Consider the following 16,516-nt stretch of genomic DNA (forward strand, 5'->3'; position numbering starts at 1 on the left):
GGGGGCGGGCACCGGTGCGTGCGACCGTCTGGGAGAATGGAACTGTGAATACGGCATTGGCTCCGGCGCGGGCGCTCCGCATCGGCAACATCGAACTCGACGCTCCCGTCGTGCTCGCTCCTATGGCCGGCATCACGAACACGGCGTTCCGGCGCCTGTGTCGCGAATACGGTGCCGGCCTGTACGTGAGCGAGATGATCACGACGCGCGCGCTCGTCGAACGCAACGACACCACGATGCGGCTCATCCGCCATCACGAGTCCGAGACCCCGCGCTCGATCCAGCTCTACGGCGTCGACCCGGCCACCGTCGAGGCGGCCGTGCAGATGATCGTCGCCGAAGACCACGCCGACCACATCGACCTCAACTTCGGCTGCCCCGTACCCAAGGTCACGCGTCGCGGCGGGGGAGCGGCGCTGCCGTGGAAGACCTCGCTGTTCCGCGAGATCGTCGAGCGCGCCGTGAAGGCGGCGGGCGACAAGCCGCTGACCATCAAGATGCGCAAGGGCATCGATGCCGACCACCTCACCTACCTCGAGGCCGGGCGCATCGCCGAGGGCGCGGGGGTCTCCTCCATCGCGCTGCACGCCCGCACGGCATCCGAGTTCTACTCCGGCCAGGCCGACTGGGCGGCGATCACGAAGCTCAAAGAGACGGTCACGAGCGTTCCCGTGCTCGGCAACGGCGACATCTGGTCGGCCGACGACGCCGTGCGAATGATGGACGAGACCGGCTGCGACGGCGTCGTCGTCGGTCGCGGCTGCCTCGGTCGCCCCTGGCTCTTCGGCGACCTGGCGCGCGCGCTGGGTGGCCCGGGAGCCGCCCACGGCGAGCCCGTCGACGCCACGCTCGGTTTCGTCGCGAAGGCCTTCCGCCGCCACGCCGAACTGCTCGTGGAGTTCTTCGAAGACGAGGGGCGCGGATGCCGTGACATCCGCAAGCACGTCGCCTGGTACTTCAAGGGCTATCCCGTCGGCGGCGAGCTGCGCGCGAGCCTCGCGACCGCGTCGACCCTCGACGAGATCGACGAGCTGCTGGCCACGATGGAGCTCGACGCCCCGTACCCGGGCGCCGCAGCCGAGGGGCAGCGCGGTCGCGCGGGTACGCCCAAGCGCCCGGCCCTGCCCGACGGCTGGCTCGACTCCCGCGAGATCGGCCACGATGCCGGACGCGCCCTCGCCGACGCGGAGTTGCACCACAGTGGCGGTTGAGGCGTCGCCGACGGTCGCCCGACCGCTCGGCTACGACGACGTCGACGCGGCGCGCTTCCACGTCGAGAACCACCGCTCCCAGCGCGACGACTTCGCGCGCGACCGCGCCCGCGTGCTGCACTCCGCGGCGCTGCGCCGCCTGGCCGCGAAGACCCAGGTGCTGAGCCCCGCGAGCCCCGCCGACTTCGCCCGCAACCGCCTCACGCACTCGCTCGAGGTCGCGCAGGTGGGTCGCGAGCTCGCGACCGCGCTGCAGCTGTCGCCCGACGTCGTCGACACGGCGTGCCTGAGCCACGACCTCGGTCACCCGCCCTTCGGCCACAACGGCGAGCGTGCGCTCAACGAATGGGCCGAGAACATCGGCGGCTTCGAGGGCAACGCCCAGACCCTGCGCATCCTCACGCGCCTCGAGCCGAAGTCGTTCGGCGCCGACGGCGAGCCGTACGGCCTGAACCTCACGCGCGCGAGCCTCGACGCCACGTGCAAGTACCCCTGGACGGTCGACGAGCCCGTGCCCGACCCGGGCGGTCGCCTGAAGTTCGGCGTGTACCCCGACGACGAGCCGGTGTTTCACTGGATGCGCGGCGGCGCCCCCGCCCGCCAGCGCTGCATCGAGGCCGAGGTCATGGACCTCTCCGACGACATCGCCTACTCGGTGCACGACTTCGAAGACGCGATGGTCAACCGCTACGTCGACCCCGCCCGCCTCGCCTCGCGCGTCGGGCGCGAGGGGCTCCTCGACGCGATCCAGCGCTGGGTGGGCTACGACTTCGTGCGCGACGACCTCGCCGCGGGCCTCGAGCGGCTCATGGCCATGCCCGAATGGATCACCTCGTTCGACGGCACGCGCCCCGCTCTCGCGCGGCTGAAGAACCTCACGTCCGACCTCATCGGCCGTTTCGCCCGCGCCGCCACCGCGGCCACGCGCGAGGCGTACCCCGCCGACGAGCTCACCCGTTACCGCGCCCACGTCATCGTCCCGGCCGACGTCGAGGTCGAGATGGCGGTGCTCAAGGGCATCATCGGCGCGACCGTCGTCTCGATCGACGGCCGCAAGGTGCTGTACCGCGAGCAGCGCCACGTGCTCAAGCGCCTGGCATCCGCCCTGTGGGAGAACCCCGGCGCCCTCGACGCCCTGCACGCCCCCGACTTCGCCGCGGCCGCCGACGACGCCGCACGCCGGCGGGTCGTCGTCGACCAGGTCGCGAGCCTCACCGACCAGCTCGCGATCGCGTGGCACGGCCGGCTCGTGGGAGAAGTGGACGCCGCCGAGCTCGGCGTCTGGGCTCCCGGCGCCCGCGCGGCCCGGGGAGCGGATGCCTGATGCCCCGCATCCGCCAGTCCGACGTCGACGAGGTCAAGGCGCGGGTCAACATCGCCGACGTCGTCGGTGAGCGCGTCGCGCTGAAGTCGGCCGGCGTCGGGTCGATGAAGGGCCTGTGCCCCTTCCACGACGAGCGGAGCCCGAGCTTCCACGTGCGCCCGCAGGTCGGGTACTACCACTGCTTCGGCTGCGGCGAGTCGGGTGACGTCTACTCGTTCCTGCGCGCGATGGACCACGTCTCGTTCACCGAGGCCGTCGAGCGCATGGCCGCTCGCGTCGGCTTCACGTTGCACTACGAAGACGGCGGGCCCGCGCCCGAGACGACCGGCCGCTCGCGCCTGTACGCCGCGAACGCCGCGGCGGCGGAGTTCTTCCGTGCCCAGCTCATGACGCCCGAGGCCGACACCGGCCGCCGCTTCCTCGGCGATCGCGGCTTCGACGCCGGCGCCGCCGCCCACTTCGGCGTGGGCTACGCCCCCAAGGGCTGGTCGCACCTCATGGATCACCTGCTGGCCGAGAAGTTCACCCGCGACGAGCTGTTGCAGGCGGGTCTGGTCTCGCAGGGGCAGCGCGGCGTCTACGACCGCTTCCGCGGGCGCCTCGTCTGGCCCATCCGCGACATCACGGGCCAGGTCATCGGCTTCGGGGCGCGCAAGCTCTACGACGACGACCAGGGCCCCAAGTACCTGAACACCCCCGAGACGCCGATCTACAAGAAGGCGCAGGTGCTCTACGGCCTCGACCTGGCCAAGCGCGACATCTCGCGCTCGCACCGGGTCGTCGTGGTCGAGGGCTACACCGACGTCATGGCGTGCCACCTCGCGGGCATCACCACCGCGATCGCCTCGTGCGGCACCGCCTTCGGCAGCGACCACATCACCGTGCTCCGGCGGGTGATGGGCGATGACAGCTCGTCGGGCGAGGTCGTCTTCACCTTCGATCCGGATGCCGCGGGGCAGAAGGCGGCGCTGCGCGCCTTCGCCGACGAGAAGCGGTTCGCCGCGCAGACGTACGTCGCCGTCGCCCCCGAGGGCCTCGATCCGTGCGACCTGCGCCTGCAGCGCGGCGACGGAGCCGTGCGCGCGCTGATGGACAACAAGGCGCCGATGTTCGAGTTCGTCATCGATCAGCGCCTCAAAGACTTCGATCTCTCCAGCGTCGAGGGTCGGGCCGGTGCCCTGCGCGCCGCGGCGCCCATCGTGGCCGACATCCGCGACCCCGCGCTGCGCCCGGGCTACGTACGCGTGCTCGCCCGCCGCCTCGGTCTCGACATGCCCGAGGTGCAGTCGGCCGTCGAGCGCGCGGCCCGCGGCGCCGACCGCGCCGAGAAGCGCGACGCGCAGCGCGGCGGAGAGACAGCTGCCCCCGTCGCGGTCTCGGTGACCATGGCGTCGCTGCCCAACACGCGCGACGTCGCTCTCGAGCGGGGCGCCATGATGGCGTTCCTGCAGTACGGGCACCGCATCGAGCCCGACCTGTTCCTCCGCGCCCTGCAGACGCCGTTCGGGCACCCGGCCCTCGAGGCCGTGCGCGCAGCGCTGGCATCCACCGACCTCTCCCAACCCGGCTGGGCGGTCACCGCGGTCGAGGCCGTGCGCGAGCCGTTCCGCACGCTCGCCGTCGAGCTGCTCACAGCCGCCTTCCCCGCGCGCACCGAAGAGGGTGCGGTGGCGGCGGCCAACGACCTCGCGCGGGGCGTGCTGCTGCGCGAGATCGAGCGGCAGAAGGCCGAGCTGGTGCGCGGAATCCAGCGCGTCACGCCGGGTTCCGAAGAGGGACGCAACCTCGGCCTGCAGCTGCGCGAGCTCGACGCCGACCGGCAGCGCCTCATCGCGTCCTGACGCGCTGGCCCGCGGGCGTCCGGAGCACCCGCCCGACGCCGGGAGATGTGTCGGCGCCTGACGCGATTCAGCCGTAGATCTCGACCTCGGCGGGATCTCGCAGCTCGATCTGCGCGACGCCTTCGTAGAGCGAGATCTCGCCCTCCGTGCACAAGGTCACACCACCGTCTATCGGCTCGAGGCTGCCGACGTCCCAGATGACGATCTGGAATCGGTCGGGATCCGGGTCGTCGCGGCCGAGGTTCAGAAAGACGTCATCGTCGGAATTGCCACCGCCGGCCAGCGGTCCGCACACTCGCTGGACGGAGCCGGCAAAGCCCACAGCGTCTTGCCAGGAGATTCCTCCGCCTGGGTGATCTTCCCGAGCGCGATCGGGAGCAGAGAAAGGAACCGGAGCGGAGTCGGATTCCGGTCGGAATTCCCAGACCCCCTCACGCACTTCGACACAGCCGTATCCGGGTGCTTTCTGCTGCGCCAGACCCTGCGGCATCGCGATGAGCATCTCGCACCGCTTCACGGGATCGACGGGCACCGCCTCGAGGGAAACCTCGTCTTCCGGCGGCTCCTGCGGAAACCCTGTGCAGCCGCTTGCCATCGCGGTGAGCGATCCGAGGGCGACCGCGAAACCGAGAAACGCGGCGCGACGGGAGTGGATCACGCCGTCAGACTATTGCAGCGCATGCGTCGTCATTGCACCCAGGAATGCAGGGCTTCATCGTCGACACCCGCTCGGGCGAAAGCGTCCGGGAAATGCGAACCGTCGCATTGTCGATCGAGTCGTCCGAACCGAATCAGTCACCACCGGCAACCGCGACCCCGAACGACCCGCGGGTGCAACGGCTGGCATCCGCCCCCTCCGTGGGTAAGGATGAAGGAATGCCCCGGCACCTCGACACCGACGTCGCCCTCCGCGCCGACGACCTCTCCCTCGCGAGAAGCGGGGTGCGCGTGATCGACGGGATCACCTTCACCCTCCCCACCGCCGAGACCTTGATCGTGCAGGGGGCCACGGGTTCGGGCAAGACCTCGCTCGTCTCGCTGCTCGCCGGTCACCCCGATGACGGACTGACGGTGGTCGGGGGAGACGCGCGCGTGCACGGCATCTCCGCACGGCGTCCGGGCCGGGCGCGACGCGAGTGGGTCTTCCACACCGGGTACCTGCCACAGGGCGCCGGCGCAGCGCTGCCCTCGAGACTGACCGTGCAAGACGTCATCGCCGAGCCGATCACGAGCCGCGACCGCAAGGTCAACACGCGTGCCCTCGCGGTGCGCGTGGCGACGCTGCTCGACGAGATGGAGCTTCCGCTGGGCACGGCGCCGAAGTATCCGTACGAGCTCAGCGCGGGCATGCGCCAGCGCGTCGCCCTGGCACGCGCGCTCGTGCTCGAGCCGCGCCTGTTCGTCGCCGACGACCTGTACGCCAACCTCGATCTCGAGGTGCGCGCGGCCGCCCGCGCCTCGATCACGCGTCGCCGCGACGAGCGCGGGATGGCCTCGCTGATCGTCACGAACGACGCCGATGCGCCGAAGGATCTGGATGCCGATGTGCTCGTGCTGCACGCCGGCCACGCCATCGGCCTGGGCCACGGCGACGAAGCACTGCAGTGGACTCCCGACGGCACGCCCGAGCGACGGATTTCGGCGGGCTGATTTTTCCGTCACCCTCGCGTGCTGTTAGTATCGTGGGGTTGCCCGCCGCGAGGTGAGCATGATCCTCGGTAGCTCAATTGGCAGAGCAATCGGCTGTTAACCGATAGGTTCTTGGTTCGAGTCCAAGCCGGGGAGCCACGAACGAAAGCCCGACGCACACGCGTCGGGCTTTCGTGTTTCCGGGCAACGGGCGAGGCGCCCCGGGTCGGCTCGTGCCCCGCCGCTCGCCCCCTCGCGCAGAAACGCGAGCAGAGCGCGTCTATGCGCGTCGATCGCGTTTATGCGCGGGAAGGGGCCCGGGCCATCCTCGAGCCCAAGGCACCAGGCGACGAATCAGATCCCCGCCACCGGCAGGTCCTGGTCGCTGCGCGGCGGGTGCGCCACGAGCTCGCGCGCCTGCGCGGCGTCGACGTGCTGGGGGAACAGCGACCGCGAGAACTTGCCCTTCGGGTCTTCGGGGGCGCGGGGGAGGGCGATCTGCGCGCCGTCGAGGACGGCGAGGGCCGCTCGGCGCTGCTCGTCGCTCATCGCGAGGTCGCCGCGGCGACGAAGCAGCAGGGGCGCGCGCAGCTTCTCGGGCCCCTCGAGCACGAGGAACAGCGACCGCGGGCCGCCGACGAACGTCGACGACGCCTGCAGACGGGCCGCGGTGAAGCTCGACCAGGGCACCTCGCGCGAGCCGGTGCGCACGAGTCCGGCGCCGACGTCGACCGAGACCTCGGGCAGCAGCCGCGACACCCACGCGCCCGCGCCGATCACGGCCGCGGTGAGGGCGAGCACCGCGATCACGAGACCGAGGGTGCTGGCGCGCGCGATCAGCAGCAGCAGCGAGGTCATCTGCCACACCGCCACGACCGACAGGGCGAGGCCGGGAAGCGCGAACAGCAGGATCGTGCCCCGGTCGCGGGGTGTCACGAGCACCCACCCGGTGGGCATGGCATCCGGCTGCGTGTCGGGGGCATCTTCTTCGACCCGCGCCGCCACGCGTCGCGAAGCGAACAGGCCGATCACCCCCAGCACCAGCACGAGCACCCCGATGACCGATGCGCGGAGGGTCCCGGCGTCGGTGGGGAACACCACGGCCACGGCGATCAGGCCGACCCCGAACACGACACAGATGATCCCCTGCAGGCGCGTCACGCGGCGCAGACGTTCGCGGTCGCGCGCGCGGTCGACGGGGGTCCATCCCGGGGCGGGCTCGGGCGCCCACGACCTGCGCGAAAGCCACACGGCGGCGAGGGCGACGGCGGCGACGCACAGCGCGAGGCCGAGCGCGCTCACCACGCTGATCACCCCGCCGGCGGGGAGGAAGATGACGGATGCCACGCCCCCGGCCAGAGCGAGAACGAGGAGGACGGCTCCCGAGACGCGTGGCGACGGCATCGGCCGAGGGTCAGTTCTTGCCGGAGTCGGTCGAACCCTTGCCGTTCGCGCCCTTGCCGTTCGCGCCCTTGCCGTTGGAAGAGCCCTCGCCGTTGGAAGAGCCCGTGCCGTTGGACGAGCCCGGTCCGGTGCCGTTCTCCGACCCGTTGGCCTTCTCGCCGGGCGTGCCCTTGCCGTTCGACGACCCGTTGCCGTTGGACGAGCCGGGACCCGTGCCGTTCGGCGAGGCGTTCTTCGCCGGGGGATCGGTCTGCTTCGCGGGCGTCTCGGGCTCGGCGATCTGCAGGGGAGTGTCATCGGCGGGAGCCGGGGGCACGACAGCGGTCTCGTTCGGCGAGGTCTGCACGGTGCGAGACGACCCGCCGCTGCTCTCCTCGGGCACGTTCACCGCGGGCTGAACGGCCGTGGTCCCCGCGGGCGCGGGTTCGACGGCCGGCGCGACCGACTCGCTCACCGTCGGCACGGGTGCGGGCGGGCCCACGGTGGTGGTGTCGCCCGCCGCCTGCAGCGAGAAGCCGAGCAGCGGGAGTCCGATCACGACGACGACTCCGGCTGCGGCGCCGACCCACATCCAGCGGCGACGCATCGCGTCGTGAGATGCGACGGGAGAGGCGGGCAGGAGTCGCGCGCGACGCCGACGCCCCACGGCATCCGTCGTGCTCGACGCCGCGACCGGCACGGCCCATGGTGCCGTCTCGTCGAGCGAGTCTGAAACCGGGTCGGATGCCGGTCGCGCGGCCGCAGCGGCGGTGGCGGCGACCGGCAGGGCCCACGGGGCGGTCTCGGCCAGCGCCGGATCCAGAGCTGACGCGCCCGTGGACGGAAGGGGCGCGGATGCCGTGGAGGGCGAGTTCATGAGGGTGGCGGCGCGCTCGGCCACGGTGCGCGCATCGGGTCGCTCCGCGGCATCCGGTGCCGTCATCGCGGCCAGCAGCGACCGCCACTCGTAGCCGAAGTGGCCGGGGATGGTGGGCTGTCGAGCCAGGCGAGCGAGGAGGGTCTCCTGCAGCGATCCGCCGCCGAACGGGTGCAGACGCGTGAGCGCCTCGATCGTCATGAGACCGAGGGCGTAGATGTCGGAGGCCGGCTGCGGCGTTTCGCCGCGCACCTGCTCGGGGGCGAGGTACGCAGCGGTACCGATGATCGTGCCGGGGGTGGTCAGGCGGGTCGCGTCGAGCAGGTGAGCGACCCCGAAGTCCGCGAGCACAGCCTCGTGCGAGCGCGGACCCTGCTGCACCGGACGCAGGAGCACGTTCGAGGGCTTCACGTCGCGGTGCACGATTCCGGCGTGGTGCACGGCTCCGAGGGCCGTGGCGAGATCGTGGAGGTAGCCGGCGATCTCGGCGGGCGGGATCTCGGCCTCTTCGATGCGCCGCTGCAGGGACGGGCCGGTGATGAGCTCCATGACGAGGTACACCTGGTCGTCGCCCGACAGGCGCGCGTCGTAGAGGGTGACGAGCGAGGGGTGGTCGAGAGCCGCGAGCACGCGGGCTTCCGACATGCGGCGCAGCGGGTCGGGCTCGGCGCTGGAGTCGGTGAAGAACACCTTGATGGCCACGTCGCGGCGCAGCACTTCGTCGCGCGCACGGAACACGCGACCCATCCCGCCCGCTCCGATGCGTTCTGTCAGCACGTACCGCGCCGCCAAGACGTCGCCCACATGGAGCATCGAGGGATCGGGGGCGTGGCTCATCGGGTCCTTCACGGGCGGCGAGCCGCCGGGTGGGCGAGAACGGGAATCGAGTTTCCTGTCGATCCGGACATTACGTGTGCCGCGGCTTCGGCGATCGGGGGTGGAGATTATTCGCGACGCGAACCATAATGGTGGTCCCTCCTCGACGCTCCGGTCTGTTCCTACGATCCCGACTCCGAGGACCACGTGGCGCGAGCCCCGCTGTCGCCCACCTGCACGACGTTCACGGTGGTCGCGACGGCGACGACGATCGCCACGACGGCGATCGCCACCGTGATGACGCGCGTGCGGGTCGAGCGCGTATCGGTCGACCGCGTGCCGGAGGCCTGGCGGCGGTTGCGGAAGAAGAACCACGCCCACTGGCTCGCGGCCACGACGAACAGACCAACGGCCCACGGCAGCAGCTGGTCGCCGAGTTCGGTGTGCTGCTGCAGGGCGGCCGGCGTGCACCAACAGGGGGTGGGCGGGAAGGCCCGCGATCTGCCACATGGCCGCATCGAACCACCGTTGCGGATCGCGGCCGGGGGCTTGCGCGAAAGCGGTGGTTCATGATGCCCGATCTGGCTGACGTGGGAGCGGTTCCACTAAGCTTTCTTCGGCCGCTGCACGCCGGCTCGAGAGGACCCGACGTGACCGCCACCGCTTCGCCCGTGCGCCGCGATCTGCAGGGATTGCGCGCCGTCGCGGTCCTCGCTGTGGTGGCGGCGCACCTGACGGGCTGGCCGCGCGGCGGTTTCGTCGGCGTCGACGTGTTCTTCGTGCTGTCGGGCTTCTTCCTCACCGGGATCCTGCTGCGCGACCTCGCGCGCGACGGCGTCGTGCGACTGGGGGCCTTCTTCGCGCGGCGGATCGCCCGCCTTCTTCCGGCCGCCCTCCTCGTGCTGGCCGCGGTCTGCGGGGCGTCCGCGCTCGTGTTCTCTCCCTCGCGGGCCGAGAGCGTCTTCGGTGACGCGCTCGCGGCGCTGGGCCTCTCGTCGAACTGGCGCTTCGGGCTCGAGGGGCGCGACTACTTCGCCACGGTGGACGTCTCACCCCTCCAGCACTTCTGGTCGCTGTCGGTCGAGGAGCAGTTCTCGCTGGGGTGGCCGCTGCTGGTGATGGTCGCCGTCGTCGCGCTCCCGGTGGCCGCGCGTCGAGGTGCGGGCGGCCGGATCGCGGTCGGGGTGCTGTCGCTGGCCGTGGTGGCCGGGTCGGCGGCCGTGGCGATCGCGCAGACCCCGGCCGACGCGAGCCTCGCCTACTTCTCGACCCTCACCCGCGCCGGCGAACTCGCGGTGGGTGCGGCGCTGGCCGCGGCGGTCCCGCTCCTCGCCCGGGTGCCGCGCGTGGTGGGCGGCTTCGCGGGATGGGTCGGACTCGGCGTCATCGCCTGCGCGTTCGTCGTGATCGACCCCGACTCGGCGTTCCCGGCGCCGTGGGCGGCGCTCCCGGTGGCGGGCGCCGCGCTCGTCATCGCCGGAGGGGTCGGCGGCGACCCACGACAGCGTCACCTCTTCGTGCTCTCGAACCCTGTCGCGGTCGCGGTCGGCGACGTGTCGTACTCGCTGTACCTCTGGCACCTGCCGCTGATCGTGTTCGCCGGGGTCCTCCTCGCGCCCGGACCCGCCGCCACGGCCATCACGGCGCTGGCGATCGTCGTCGTGAGCGTCGCCACCTTCCTCGGCGTCGAGCAGCCGCTGCATCGCGCACCGTGGCGTCGCCCGCCGCAGAGCCCGGCGGTGGTCGAGACGATTCCGGATGCCGCGCCCCCGGTCATCCCCGATCCCGCTCCCGCACCGCGCCCGTCCGCCCTCGCGTCCCGGCCGGCGGGCTGGGTGCCGGGTCAGCGCTACTACCCGGGCACTCGGGCATCGGCGACCGCGAGCGTCGACGAGATCGCGCCCGCGGCGGTCGCGGCGAACGCCGTGCCGAGCTCGACGGCATCCGCCCCCGCCTCGTCACCGGCCGAGGTCGCCGAGCGTGTCGAGCAGCCCGCGCCCGCGCGTGACTGGACGTCGTGGCGCGCGCGCTTCGCCCCGCGGGTCGCCCTCGCCGGCGCCACCCTCGCGATCGGTGCGGGAGCGACCGTGCTCGCGGTGTTCGTCGCGTACGGCGCCCCGACACTGCCGGGCCTTCCCGGCCTCCCGGGCATCGGCGTCATCGCGGCGCCCGCCGTGGAGGACCCCGCCGACACCGCGGCCGAGGCGAGCGATGCCCTGGCGTCGCTGCAGGCCGAGCTCGCGTCGGCCGCGACCGCGACGACGTGGCCCGCCCTGCATCCCTCGCTCGATGAGGCGATGCGCGCGTCGTCGAGCGACAACCGCGCCCACGACTGCTTCACCCCCGACAGCGTCCCCACCGCCGACCGCTGCACGTGGGGGAGCGCCGACGCTCCGCACCACCTCTACCTGGTGGGCGACTCGAGCGCGATGGCCTACGCCCCGGCCTTCGCGAAGCTGGCCGAGGACTCGGGGGGCACGTGGCGCGTGACGGCGGCGGGGCTCTACGGATGCCGCTTCACCGACGTTCTCGTCGAGAGTCGCGACCCTGCCGTGATGGCCGTGTGTGCGCAGCGCAAGGCCGACGTCGCGGCGATGATCGCCGCGGCCCCCGCCGACCTGCTGGTCGTCTCGAACGCCTTCACCCTCGGCCGGACGGTCGACGGACGCGATCTGGGCGCGGATGCGCTGGCATCCGCCGTCTCGAACGAGGTCAGCGGATGGGCCCCGCCCGGTCGCACCCTGTACCTCGCCCCTCCGCCGCACGGGCTCGATCTCGGCCGCTGCTATTCACCGCTGTCCGGTCCCTTCACGTGCCTGTCCGCCGTCGACGACGTGTGGACCCAGATGGAGACCGCCACCGAGTCCCGTGCCGCGGCGACCGGCGACGCGGCGATCAGCGCCCTGCCGTTCACGTGCTCGGCGGGCGTGTGCCCGGCCTTCGCGGGCGACACCCCGGTGCGCTACGACGACACGCACATCACCCCTGCCTTCGCCGAGCGGCTCACGCCGATCCTGCGCGGCGAACTGCTCGCTCGCGGCCTGTACTGACGAGCCGCGGCCCGGCTGAAGCGATTCGCTGCGAGGGTGGGGGAGTGACCTCTTCGACGGATCCCCGCACGTACGACCTCGACGCCCTGCGCGAGCGGGTGGTCGACGACCGTCGCGGTGAGGTCGACGACAGCATTCCGCAGCTCGCTGAAGCCGACCCCGCGCTCTGCGCGATCGCGCTCGCCCTGCCCGACGGCGGCGTGCTCTCCACCGCGCAGGCGCGCGAAGCGTTCAGCGTGCAGTCGGCGGTCAAGCCGTTCCTGTTCGCCCTGGCCCTGCTCGACACCGACGGTGCGGCGCTCGAGCGCGTCGGCATCGAGCCGACGGGGGAGTCCTTCGACGCGATCAAGCTCGAGAGCGGCACCGGTCGACCGCCGAACCCGATGGTGAACGCCGGCGCCCTGCTCACCGCGTCTCTCGTCGACGGCGACGATCCCGAGGCGCGCAGCGCGCGGATCGCCCGGGGCCTCGCCGCCTTCGCCGGACGCGACCTCGAGGTCGACGACGACGTCGCGCACGCCGAGCATCTGCTCGGCGACCGCAATCACGCGCTCGCTCACCTCATGCGCGCCGAGGGGACGCTCGAGGCCTCCGCCGATGACGCCGTCGCCGTCTACGCCCGTGCGTGCGCGACGCTCGTCGACGCGGAGACCCTCGCCGTCATGGGCGCGACGCTCGCCTTCGGGGGAGTGAACCCCCGCACGGGCGAACGCGTCGTGCCCGAGCGCGTCGCACGCGACGTCGTGTCGGTCATGGCGACGTGCGGCGTCTACGACGGCTCGGGGCGGTGGATGCGCACGGTCGGGATCCCGGCCAAATCGAGCGTGTCCGGCGCGATCGTGCTCACCGCCCCCGGGCGACTGGGCGCCGCCGTGGTCAGCCCCCCGCTCGACGCCCAGGGCACGAGCGTGCGCGGCCGCCTGGTGAGCGAGGCACTCAGCGACGACCTCGCCCTGCACGCGTTCGCGACGTGAGTCCCGGCCCGCGACGGGCCGACACACGAAGACGACGCCACCCACCCCGCGCGTGTGAGAGCATCGGCGATGGTGTGCCGCACCGGCATCCGCGAAGGAGATCTTCATGCACACGGCCGCTCGTCGCCGCGCCTCGCGCACCGTGACCGTCGGAGTGGTGGCCGCTCTGGCCGCGAGCCTCACCGGGTGCGGACAGGGCTCCAACGTGTCGGAGGACTACGCGCAGATCTGCCGCGACAACTCCACCGAGAAGCGCCTGCCCGACGACGACTGCAACAACCACGGCGGCAGCGCCCACTGGTACTACCTGCCGATCGGGTCGAGCAGCCGCACCGTGCCCGCCGTCGGTCAGCCGACCACCGGTGGGGTCGACTCCCTGCCCTCGGGCAAGACCGCCGCCCGCGGCATCTCGAGCGAGGGCGCGAGCGTGTCGCGGGGCGGCTTCGGCGGCTCGGGCTCCGACGGAAGCCACGGCGGCTGATGCGCCGCATCGAGCTTGACCCGCGGCCCGACTGGCAGCGCACGATCAAGCAGTCCGGCCTCATCTACTCGCGCTCCGTGCGCGACGACGGCTCCGCGGTCGAGTACTGGAACGACGGCGCCGCCTACGTCTTCACCCTGCCCGAGGTCGAGCAGCTCGAGCGCGAGACCGAAGAGCTGCACCGCATGAGTCGCGAGGCCGCCCGCTACCTGGCGACCGGAGCCCTCGGACACCTCGGTCTCACCCCGCAGGCGTTCGAGCTAGCCCAGTGGTCGCTCGAACAGGACGAACCCGACGTCTACGCCCGCTTCGACCTGGCGTACGCCGGCGACGGCAGCCCCGCGAAGATGCTCGAGTACAACGCCGACACCCCCACCGGACTCATCGAGGCGTCGGTCACGCAATGGTTCTGGCTGCAGGACCGGCTGCGCACCGGAGCGCTGCCCGCCGACACCGACCAGTGGAACGGCCTGCACGAGGCCCTCGTCGAACGCTGGCGCACGCTGCTGCACCGCTCTCTCAGCGAGGGCGAGGGCGGTCGGCTGTTCGTCGCCCACTCCGACGCCGACATCTACGGCGAAGACTGGGACACCGTCGCCTACATGCGCGACCTCGCGGGCGAAGCCGGGTGGGAGCACACCGGCATCGAGATGAAGGACATCGGCTGGCACCACGGCGCCCGCCAGTTCGTCGGGGTGCCCGAACCGTGGGGCTCGTCGCGCAGCATCCAGGCCCTCCCCGGCGACGAACCGGGCACGCAGTACCCCGTCATCCGCAACCTGTTCAAGCTCTACCCGTGGGAAGACGTCGTCTCGGGCGACGACCGCGTCGTGGGCGATCAGGAGTTCGGCGCTCTGCTCATCGCCGGGCGCGGCCTGTTCGGCCGGTGGTACGAGCCCGCGTGGAAGATGTTCCTCTCGAACAAGCTCCTGCTCGTCGCCCTCTGGCGGCTCTACCCCGACCACCCGAACCTGCTGCCCGCCTACACCGACGGCCCGAACGGCCTGACCGACTTCGTCGTCAAACCCGTCTTCGGGCGTGAAGGCGACGGCATCCGGGTCCATCGCGCCGACGGCAGCGTCACCTCGAACGGGCAGGAGTACCGTCGCGAGGGCCTCGGCCGCGAACGCGTGTGGCAGCAGTACCACGAGCTCCCCGACTTCCCGGGCGCCAACGGCAGCAACCACCCGGTGCTCGGATCGTGGGTGGTCGACGATGAAAGCTATGGCGTCGGCATCCGCGAATCCGACGGACCCATCACCGACTACTTCTGCCGCTTCGTCCCCAACGTGATCGAGGGCTGACGGGCGAGGTTCCGGATGCCGGCTCCCGGCCCGTCATCGCGCGCGAGCGCTCACGCCTCGATGTCGTCGACGCCCGGGGTCCACGACGCGCCGGGCTTGCCCCACTTGCGCTTCTTGGCGATCTTGGCCACCACCCGCGCGTCGTCGTCGTCGAGACGGTCGACGTACAGGATGCCGTCGAGGTGGTCGAACTCGTGCTGCAGGATGCGCGCACGCCACCCCGACACCTCGACGCGCACCGCGTTGCCCTCGAGGTCGGTGCCCGTCATGAGCGCCGCCTCCGAGCGCCGCAGCGGGAAGCGCTCGCCGGGGAACGACAGGCACCCCTCGCTCTCGTCGTCGGGATCCGGGTAACCGGGTTCGAGCGGGCGGATCCACAGCTCGGGGTTGAGCACCACTCCACGCCAGGGCTGCCCCTCGTCGTCTCCGTACGTGTACGTGAAGATGCGCAGGCCCACCCCCACCTGAGGGGCGGCGAGACCGACGCCGGGAGCGGCGTCCATCGTCTCGAACATGTCGGCGACGAGCTGACGCACCTCATCGGTGATCGCGTCGACTCGGGAAGCGGGAGCGTGCAGCACGGGGTCGCCCATGATGCGGATCGGGAGTACGGCCACGTCACCAGCCTATCCAGCGGGCGTACGGCTATCGTCGGAGGGTGACTCCGCTCGATGCAACTCTCAGCGACGGAATCGACCAACTCGTCGGTGTCTTCCGCGACCCGCGCATCCTGCTGGGCATCCCGCTGGCGCTGCTCGGCGCGGTCTTCATGTCGTTCGGCGCCCAGTACCAGCACCGCGGCGTGCAGAAGGTCGAGCGCCTCTCGGGCGGCCAGACCACCGGCGGCCTGTCGCGCGCGCAGCTCACCTCGCTGCTGACGCGCCCGTCATGGGTGGCGGGAACGGTCATGCTGGGCCTGGCGATCGTGTGCCAGCTGTCCGCGCTGTCGGTCGCCCCGCTGATCCTCGTGCAGCCGCTGGGGGCCATCGCCCTCGTCATCACGACGGTGCTGAACGCCCGCGTCTCGCGGCACAAGCCGACCAAGCAGTCGCTCATCGCGATCGCCCTGTGCATCGGCGGCATCCTGGTCTTCGTCACGATCGCGGCGTTCTTCGCCACCGAGCACGTCGTCACGGAGCGCGAACTGCTGATCATCCTCGGCATCCTGGCCGTGGTCGTCGTGGTGTTCGGCGTCTTCTGGGTGCTCGTGCGCCGCCGCGCCCAGGCGTTGTTCTACATCATGGCCGCCGGCGTCATCTACGGCTTCGTGGCGACGCTCGCCAAGGTCGTCATCAGCCGCGCCCAGGCCGGCAACTTCGAGTGGCTCACGCTGCTGTGCCTCGTCGCTCTGCTGGCCGCCGTCGCCGTCGGCGCGTACTTCGTGCAGACCGCCTACTCGGTCGGTCCGCCCGACCTCGTGATCGCCGGCCTCACGGTGATCGACCCGATCGTCGCGGTGCTCATCGGCCTGCTCGTGCTGGGCGAGGCCTCGACCGCTCCCGCGTGGGCGCTCATCGGCTTCGTCATCGCTGGCGCGATCGCCACGTGGGGCGTGATCCAGCTCACCAAGCACCACCCGCAGATCACCTCCGACGGCAAGCCCGCCAAACCCCGCGTGCACTGACG

14 protein-coding genes and 1 tRNA gene are annotated in these 16,516 nt (G+C 71.7%); 10 read left to right on the forward strand and 5 right to left on the reverse strand.

Annotated elements, in window-relative coordinates; translation table 11 throughout:
• Positions 1-44: 44 nt before the first annotated feature.
• From dusB to dnaG, 3 genes are read left to right on the forward strand one after another with little or no spacing between them, the layout of a single operon-like run.
• On the forward strand, positions 45-1,211 hold the full coding sequence (gene dusB, locus ABXS86_RS02245) for a tRNA dihydrouridine synthase DusB (RefSeq protein ID WP_353665481.1): 1,167 nt from the start codon (positions 45-47) through the stop codon (positions 1,209-1,211).
• Positions 1,162-2,535, forward strand: coding sequence for a deoxyguanosinetriphosphate triphosphohydrolase (locus ABXS86_RS02250; protein ID WP_409988232.1), 1,374 nt, complete (start codon positions 1,162-1,164; stop codon positions 2,533-2,535). The genes dusB and ABXS86_RS02250 overlap by 50 nt, the downstream gene beginning before the upstream one ends.
• Complete coding sequence (gene dnaG, locus ABXS86_RS02255) at positions 2,535-4,376, forward strand: DNA primase (protein WP_353665483.1); 1,842 nt, start codon at positions 2,535-2,537, stop codon at positions 4,374-4,376. Before ABXS86_RS02250 ends, dnaG begins: the two co-directional genes overlap by 1 nt.
• A 67-nt stretch (positions 4,377-4,443) precedes the next feature.
• On the opposite strand, the gene ABXS86_RS02260 is transcribed toward dnaG, so the two are convergent.
• The gene (locus ABXS86_RS02260; protein ID WP_353665484.1) at positions 4,444-5,034 is read right to left on the reverse strand and encodes a hypothetical protein; all 591 of its coding nucleotides are present in this window, start codon (positions 5,032-5,034) and stop codon (positions 4,444-4,446) included.
• Positions 5,035-5,252: 218 nt separating this feature from the next.
• On the opposite strand from ABXS86_RS02260, the gene ABXS86_RS02265 reads away from it, so the two are divergent.
• Together ABXS86_RS02265 and ABXS86_RS02270 are read left to right on the forward strand one after the other, a co-directional pair.
• Complete coding sequence (locus ABXS86_RS02265) at positions 5,253-6,026, forward strand: ATP-binding cassette domain-containing protein (RefSeq protein WP_307211238.1); 774 nt, start codon at positions 5,253-5,255, stop codon at positions 6,024-6,026.
• Positions 6,027-6,088: 62 nt separating this feature from the next.
• Positions 6,089-6,164, forward strand: a tRNA-Asn gene (locus ABXS86_RS02270).
• A gap of 195 nt (positions 6,165-6,359) precedes the next feature.
• On the opposite strand, the gene ABXS86_RS02275 is transcribed toward ABXS86_RS02270, so the two are convergent.
• The 3 genes from ABXS86_RS02275 to ABXS86_RS02285 all read right to left on the reverse strand — a co-directional run bounded on the left by ABXS86_RS02275 (position 6,360) and on the right by ABXS86_RS02285 (position 9,599).
• Complete coding sequence (locus ABXS86_RS02275; RefSeq protein ID WP_353665485.1) at positions 6,360-7,409, reverse strand: hypothetical protein; 1,050 nt, start codon at positions 7,407-7,409, stop codon at positions 6,360-6,362.
• 10 nt (positions 7,410-7,419) lie between these two features.
• Positions 7,420-9,102 carry a protein kinase domain-containing protein gene (locus ABXS86_RS02280; protein ID WP_353665486.1) on the reverse strand — a complete coding sequence of 561 codons (1,683 nt, stop codon included), beginning with the start codon at positions 9,100-9,102 and terminating at the stop codon, positions 7,420-7,422.
• A gap of 161 nt (positions 9,103-9,263) precedes the next feature.
• Positions 9,264-9,599 carry a hypothetical protein gene (locus ABXS86_RS02285; RefSeq protein ID WP_353665487.1) on the reverse strand — a complete coding sequence of 112 codons (336 nt, stop codon included), beginning with the start codon at positions 9,597-9,599 and terminating at the stop codon, positions 9,264-9,266.
• 132 nt (positions 9,600-9,731) lie between these two features.
• On the opposite strand from ABXS86_RS02285, the gene ABXS86_RS02290 reads away from it, so the two are divergent.
• The 4 genes from ABXS86_RS02290 (at position 9,732) to ABXS86_RS02305 (ending at position 14,890) form a co-directional block, all read left to right on the forward strand.
• On the forward strand, positions 9,732-12,131 hold the full coding sequence (locus ABXS86_RS02290; protein ID WP_353665488.1) for an acyltransferase family protein: 2,400 nt from the start codon (positions 9,732-9,734) through the stop codon (positions 12,129-12,131).
• A gap of 44 nt (positions 12,132-12,175) precedes the next feature.
• Positions 12,176-13,105 carry a glutaminase A gene (gene glsA, locus ABXS86_RS02295; RefSeq protein WP_353665489.1) on the forward strand — a complete coding sequence of 310 codons (930 nt, stop codon included), beginning with the start codon at positions 12,176-12,178 and terminating at the stop codon, positions 13,103-13,105.
• Between the two features lie 106 nt (positions 13,106-13,211).
• Positions 13,212-13,586: a tRNA-dihydrouridine synthase gene (locus ABXS86_RS02300; RefSeq protein ID WP_307211226.1), complete on the forward strand. Its 375-nt coding sequence runs from the start codon at positions 13,212-13,214 to the stop codon at positions 13,584-13,586.
• Positions 13,586-14,890: a glutathionylspermidine synthase family protein gene (locus tag ABXS86_RS02305; protein ID WP_353665490.1), complete on the forward strand. Its 1,305-nt coding sequence runs from the start codon at positions 13,586-13,588 to the stop codon at positions 14,888-14,890. The genes ABXS86_RS02300 and ABXS86_RS02305 overlap by 1 nt, the downstream gene beginning before the upstream one ends.
• Positions 14,891-14,940: 50 nt before the next feature.
• Here ABXS86_RS02305 and def read toward each other — a convergent pair whose 3' ends face one another.
• On the reverse strand, positions 14,941-15,507 hold the full coding sequence (def, locus tag ABXS86_RS02310; protein WP_353665491.1) for a peptide deformylase: 567 nt from the start codon (positions 15,505-15,507) through the stop codon (positions 14,941-14,943).
• 41 nt (positions 15,508-15,548) lie between these two features.
• On the opposite strand from def, the gene ABXS86_RS02315 reads away from it, so the two are divergent.
• On the forward strand, positions 15,549-16,514 hold the full coding sequence (locus ABXS86_RS02315) for a DMT family transporter (RefSeq protein WP_307211225.1): 966 nt from the start codon (positions 15,549-15,551) through the stop codon (positions 16,512-16,514).
• The last annotated feature ends 2 nt before the right edge of the window (positions 16,515-16,516 follow it).

This window comes from Microbacterium sp. che218, from assembly GCF_040436305.1.
Classification (GTDB): domain Bacteria; phylum Actinomycetota; class Actinomycetes; order Actinomycetales; family Microbacteriaceae; genus Microbacterium; species Microbacterium algihabitans.

Coding starts and splice junctions, on each gene's coding strand:
- ABXS86_RS02265 (WP_307211238.1), top strand. CDS start 5,253: ATGCCCCGGCACCTCGACACCGACGTCGCCCTCCGCGCCGACGACCTC.
- ABXS86_RS02250 (WP_409988232.1), top strand. CDS start 1,162: ATGCCGGACGCGCCCTCGCCGACGCGGAGTTGCACCACAGTGGCGGTT.
- ABXS86_RS02275 (WP_353665485.1), bottom strand. CDS start 7,409: ATGCCGTCGCCACGCGTCTCGGGAGCCGTCCTCCTCGTTCTCGCTCTG.
- ABXS86_RS02305 (WP_353665490.1), top strand. CDS start 13,586: ATGCGCCGCATCGAGCTTGACCCGCGGCCCGACTGGCAGCGCACGATC.
- ABXS86_RS02300 (WP_307211226.1), top strand. CDS start 13,212: ATGCACACGGCCGCTCGTCGCCGCGCCTCGCGCACCGTGACCGTCGGA.
- ABXS86_RS02280 (WP_353665486.1), bottom strand. CDS start 9,102: ATGAGCCACGCCCCCGATCCCTCGATGCTCCATGTGGGCGACGTCTTG.
- ABXS86_RS02285 (WP_353665487.1), bottom strand. CDS start 9,599: ATGCGGCCATGTGGCAGATCGCGGGCCTTCCCGCCCACCCCCTGTTGG.
- dnaG (WP_353665483.1), top strand. CDS start 2,535: ATGCCCCGCATCCGCCAGTCCGACGTCGACGAGGTCAAGGCGCGGGTC.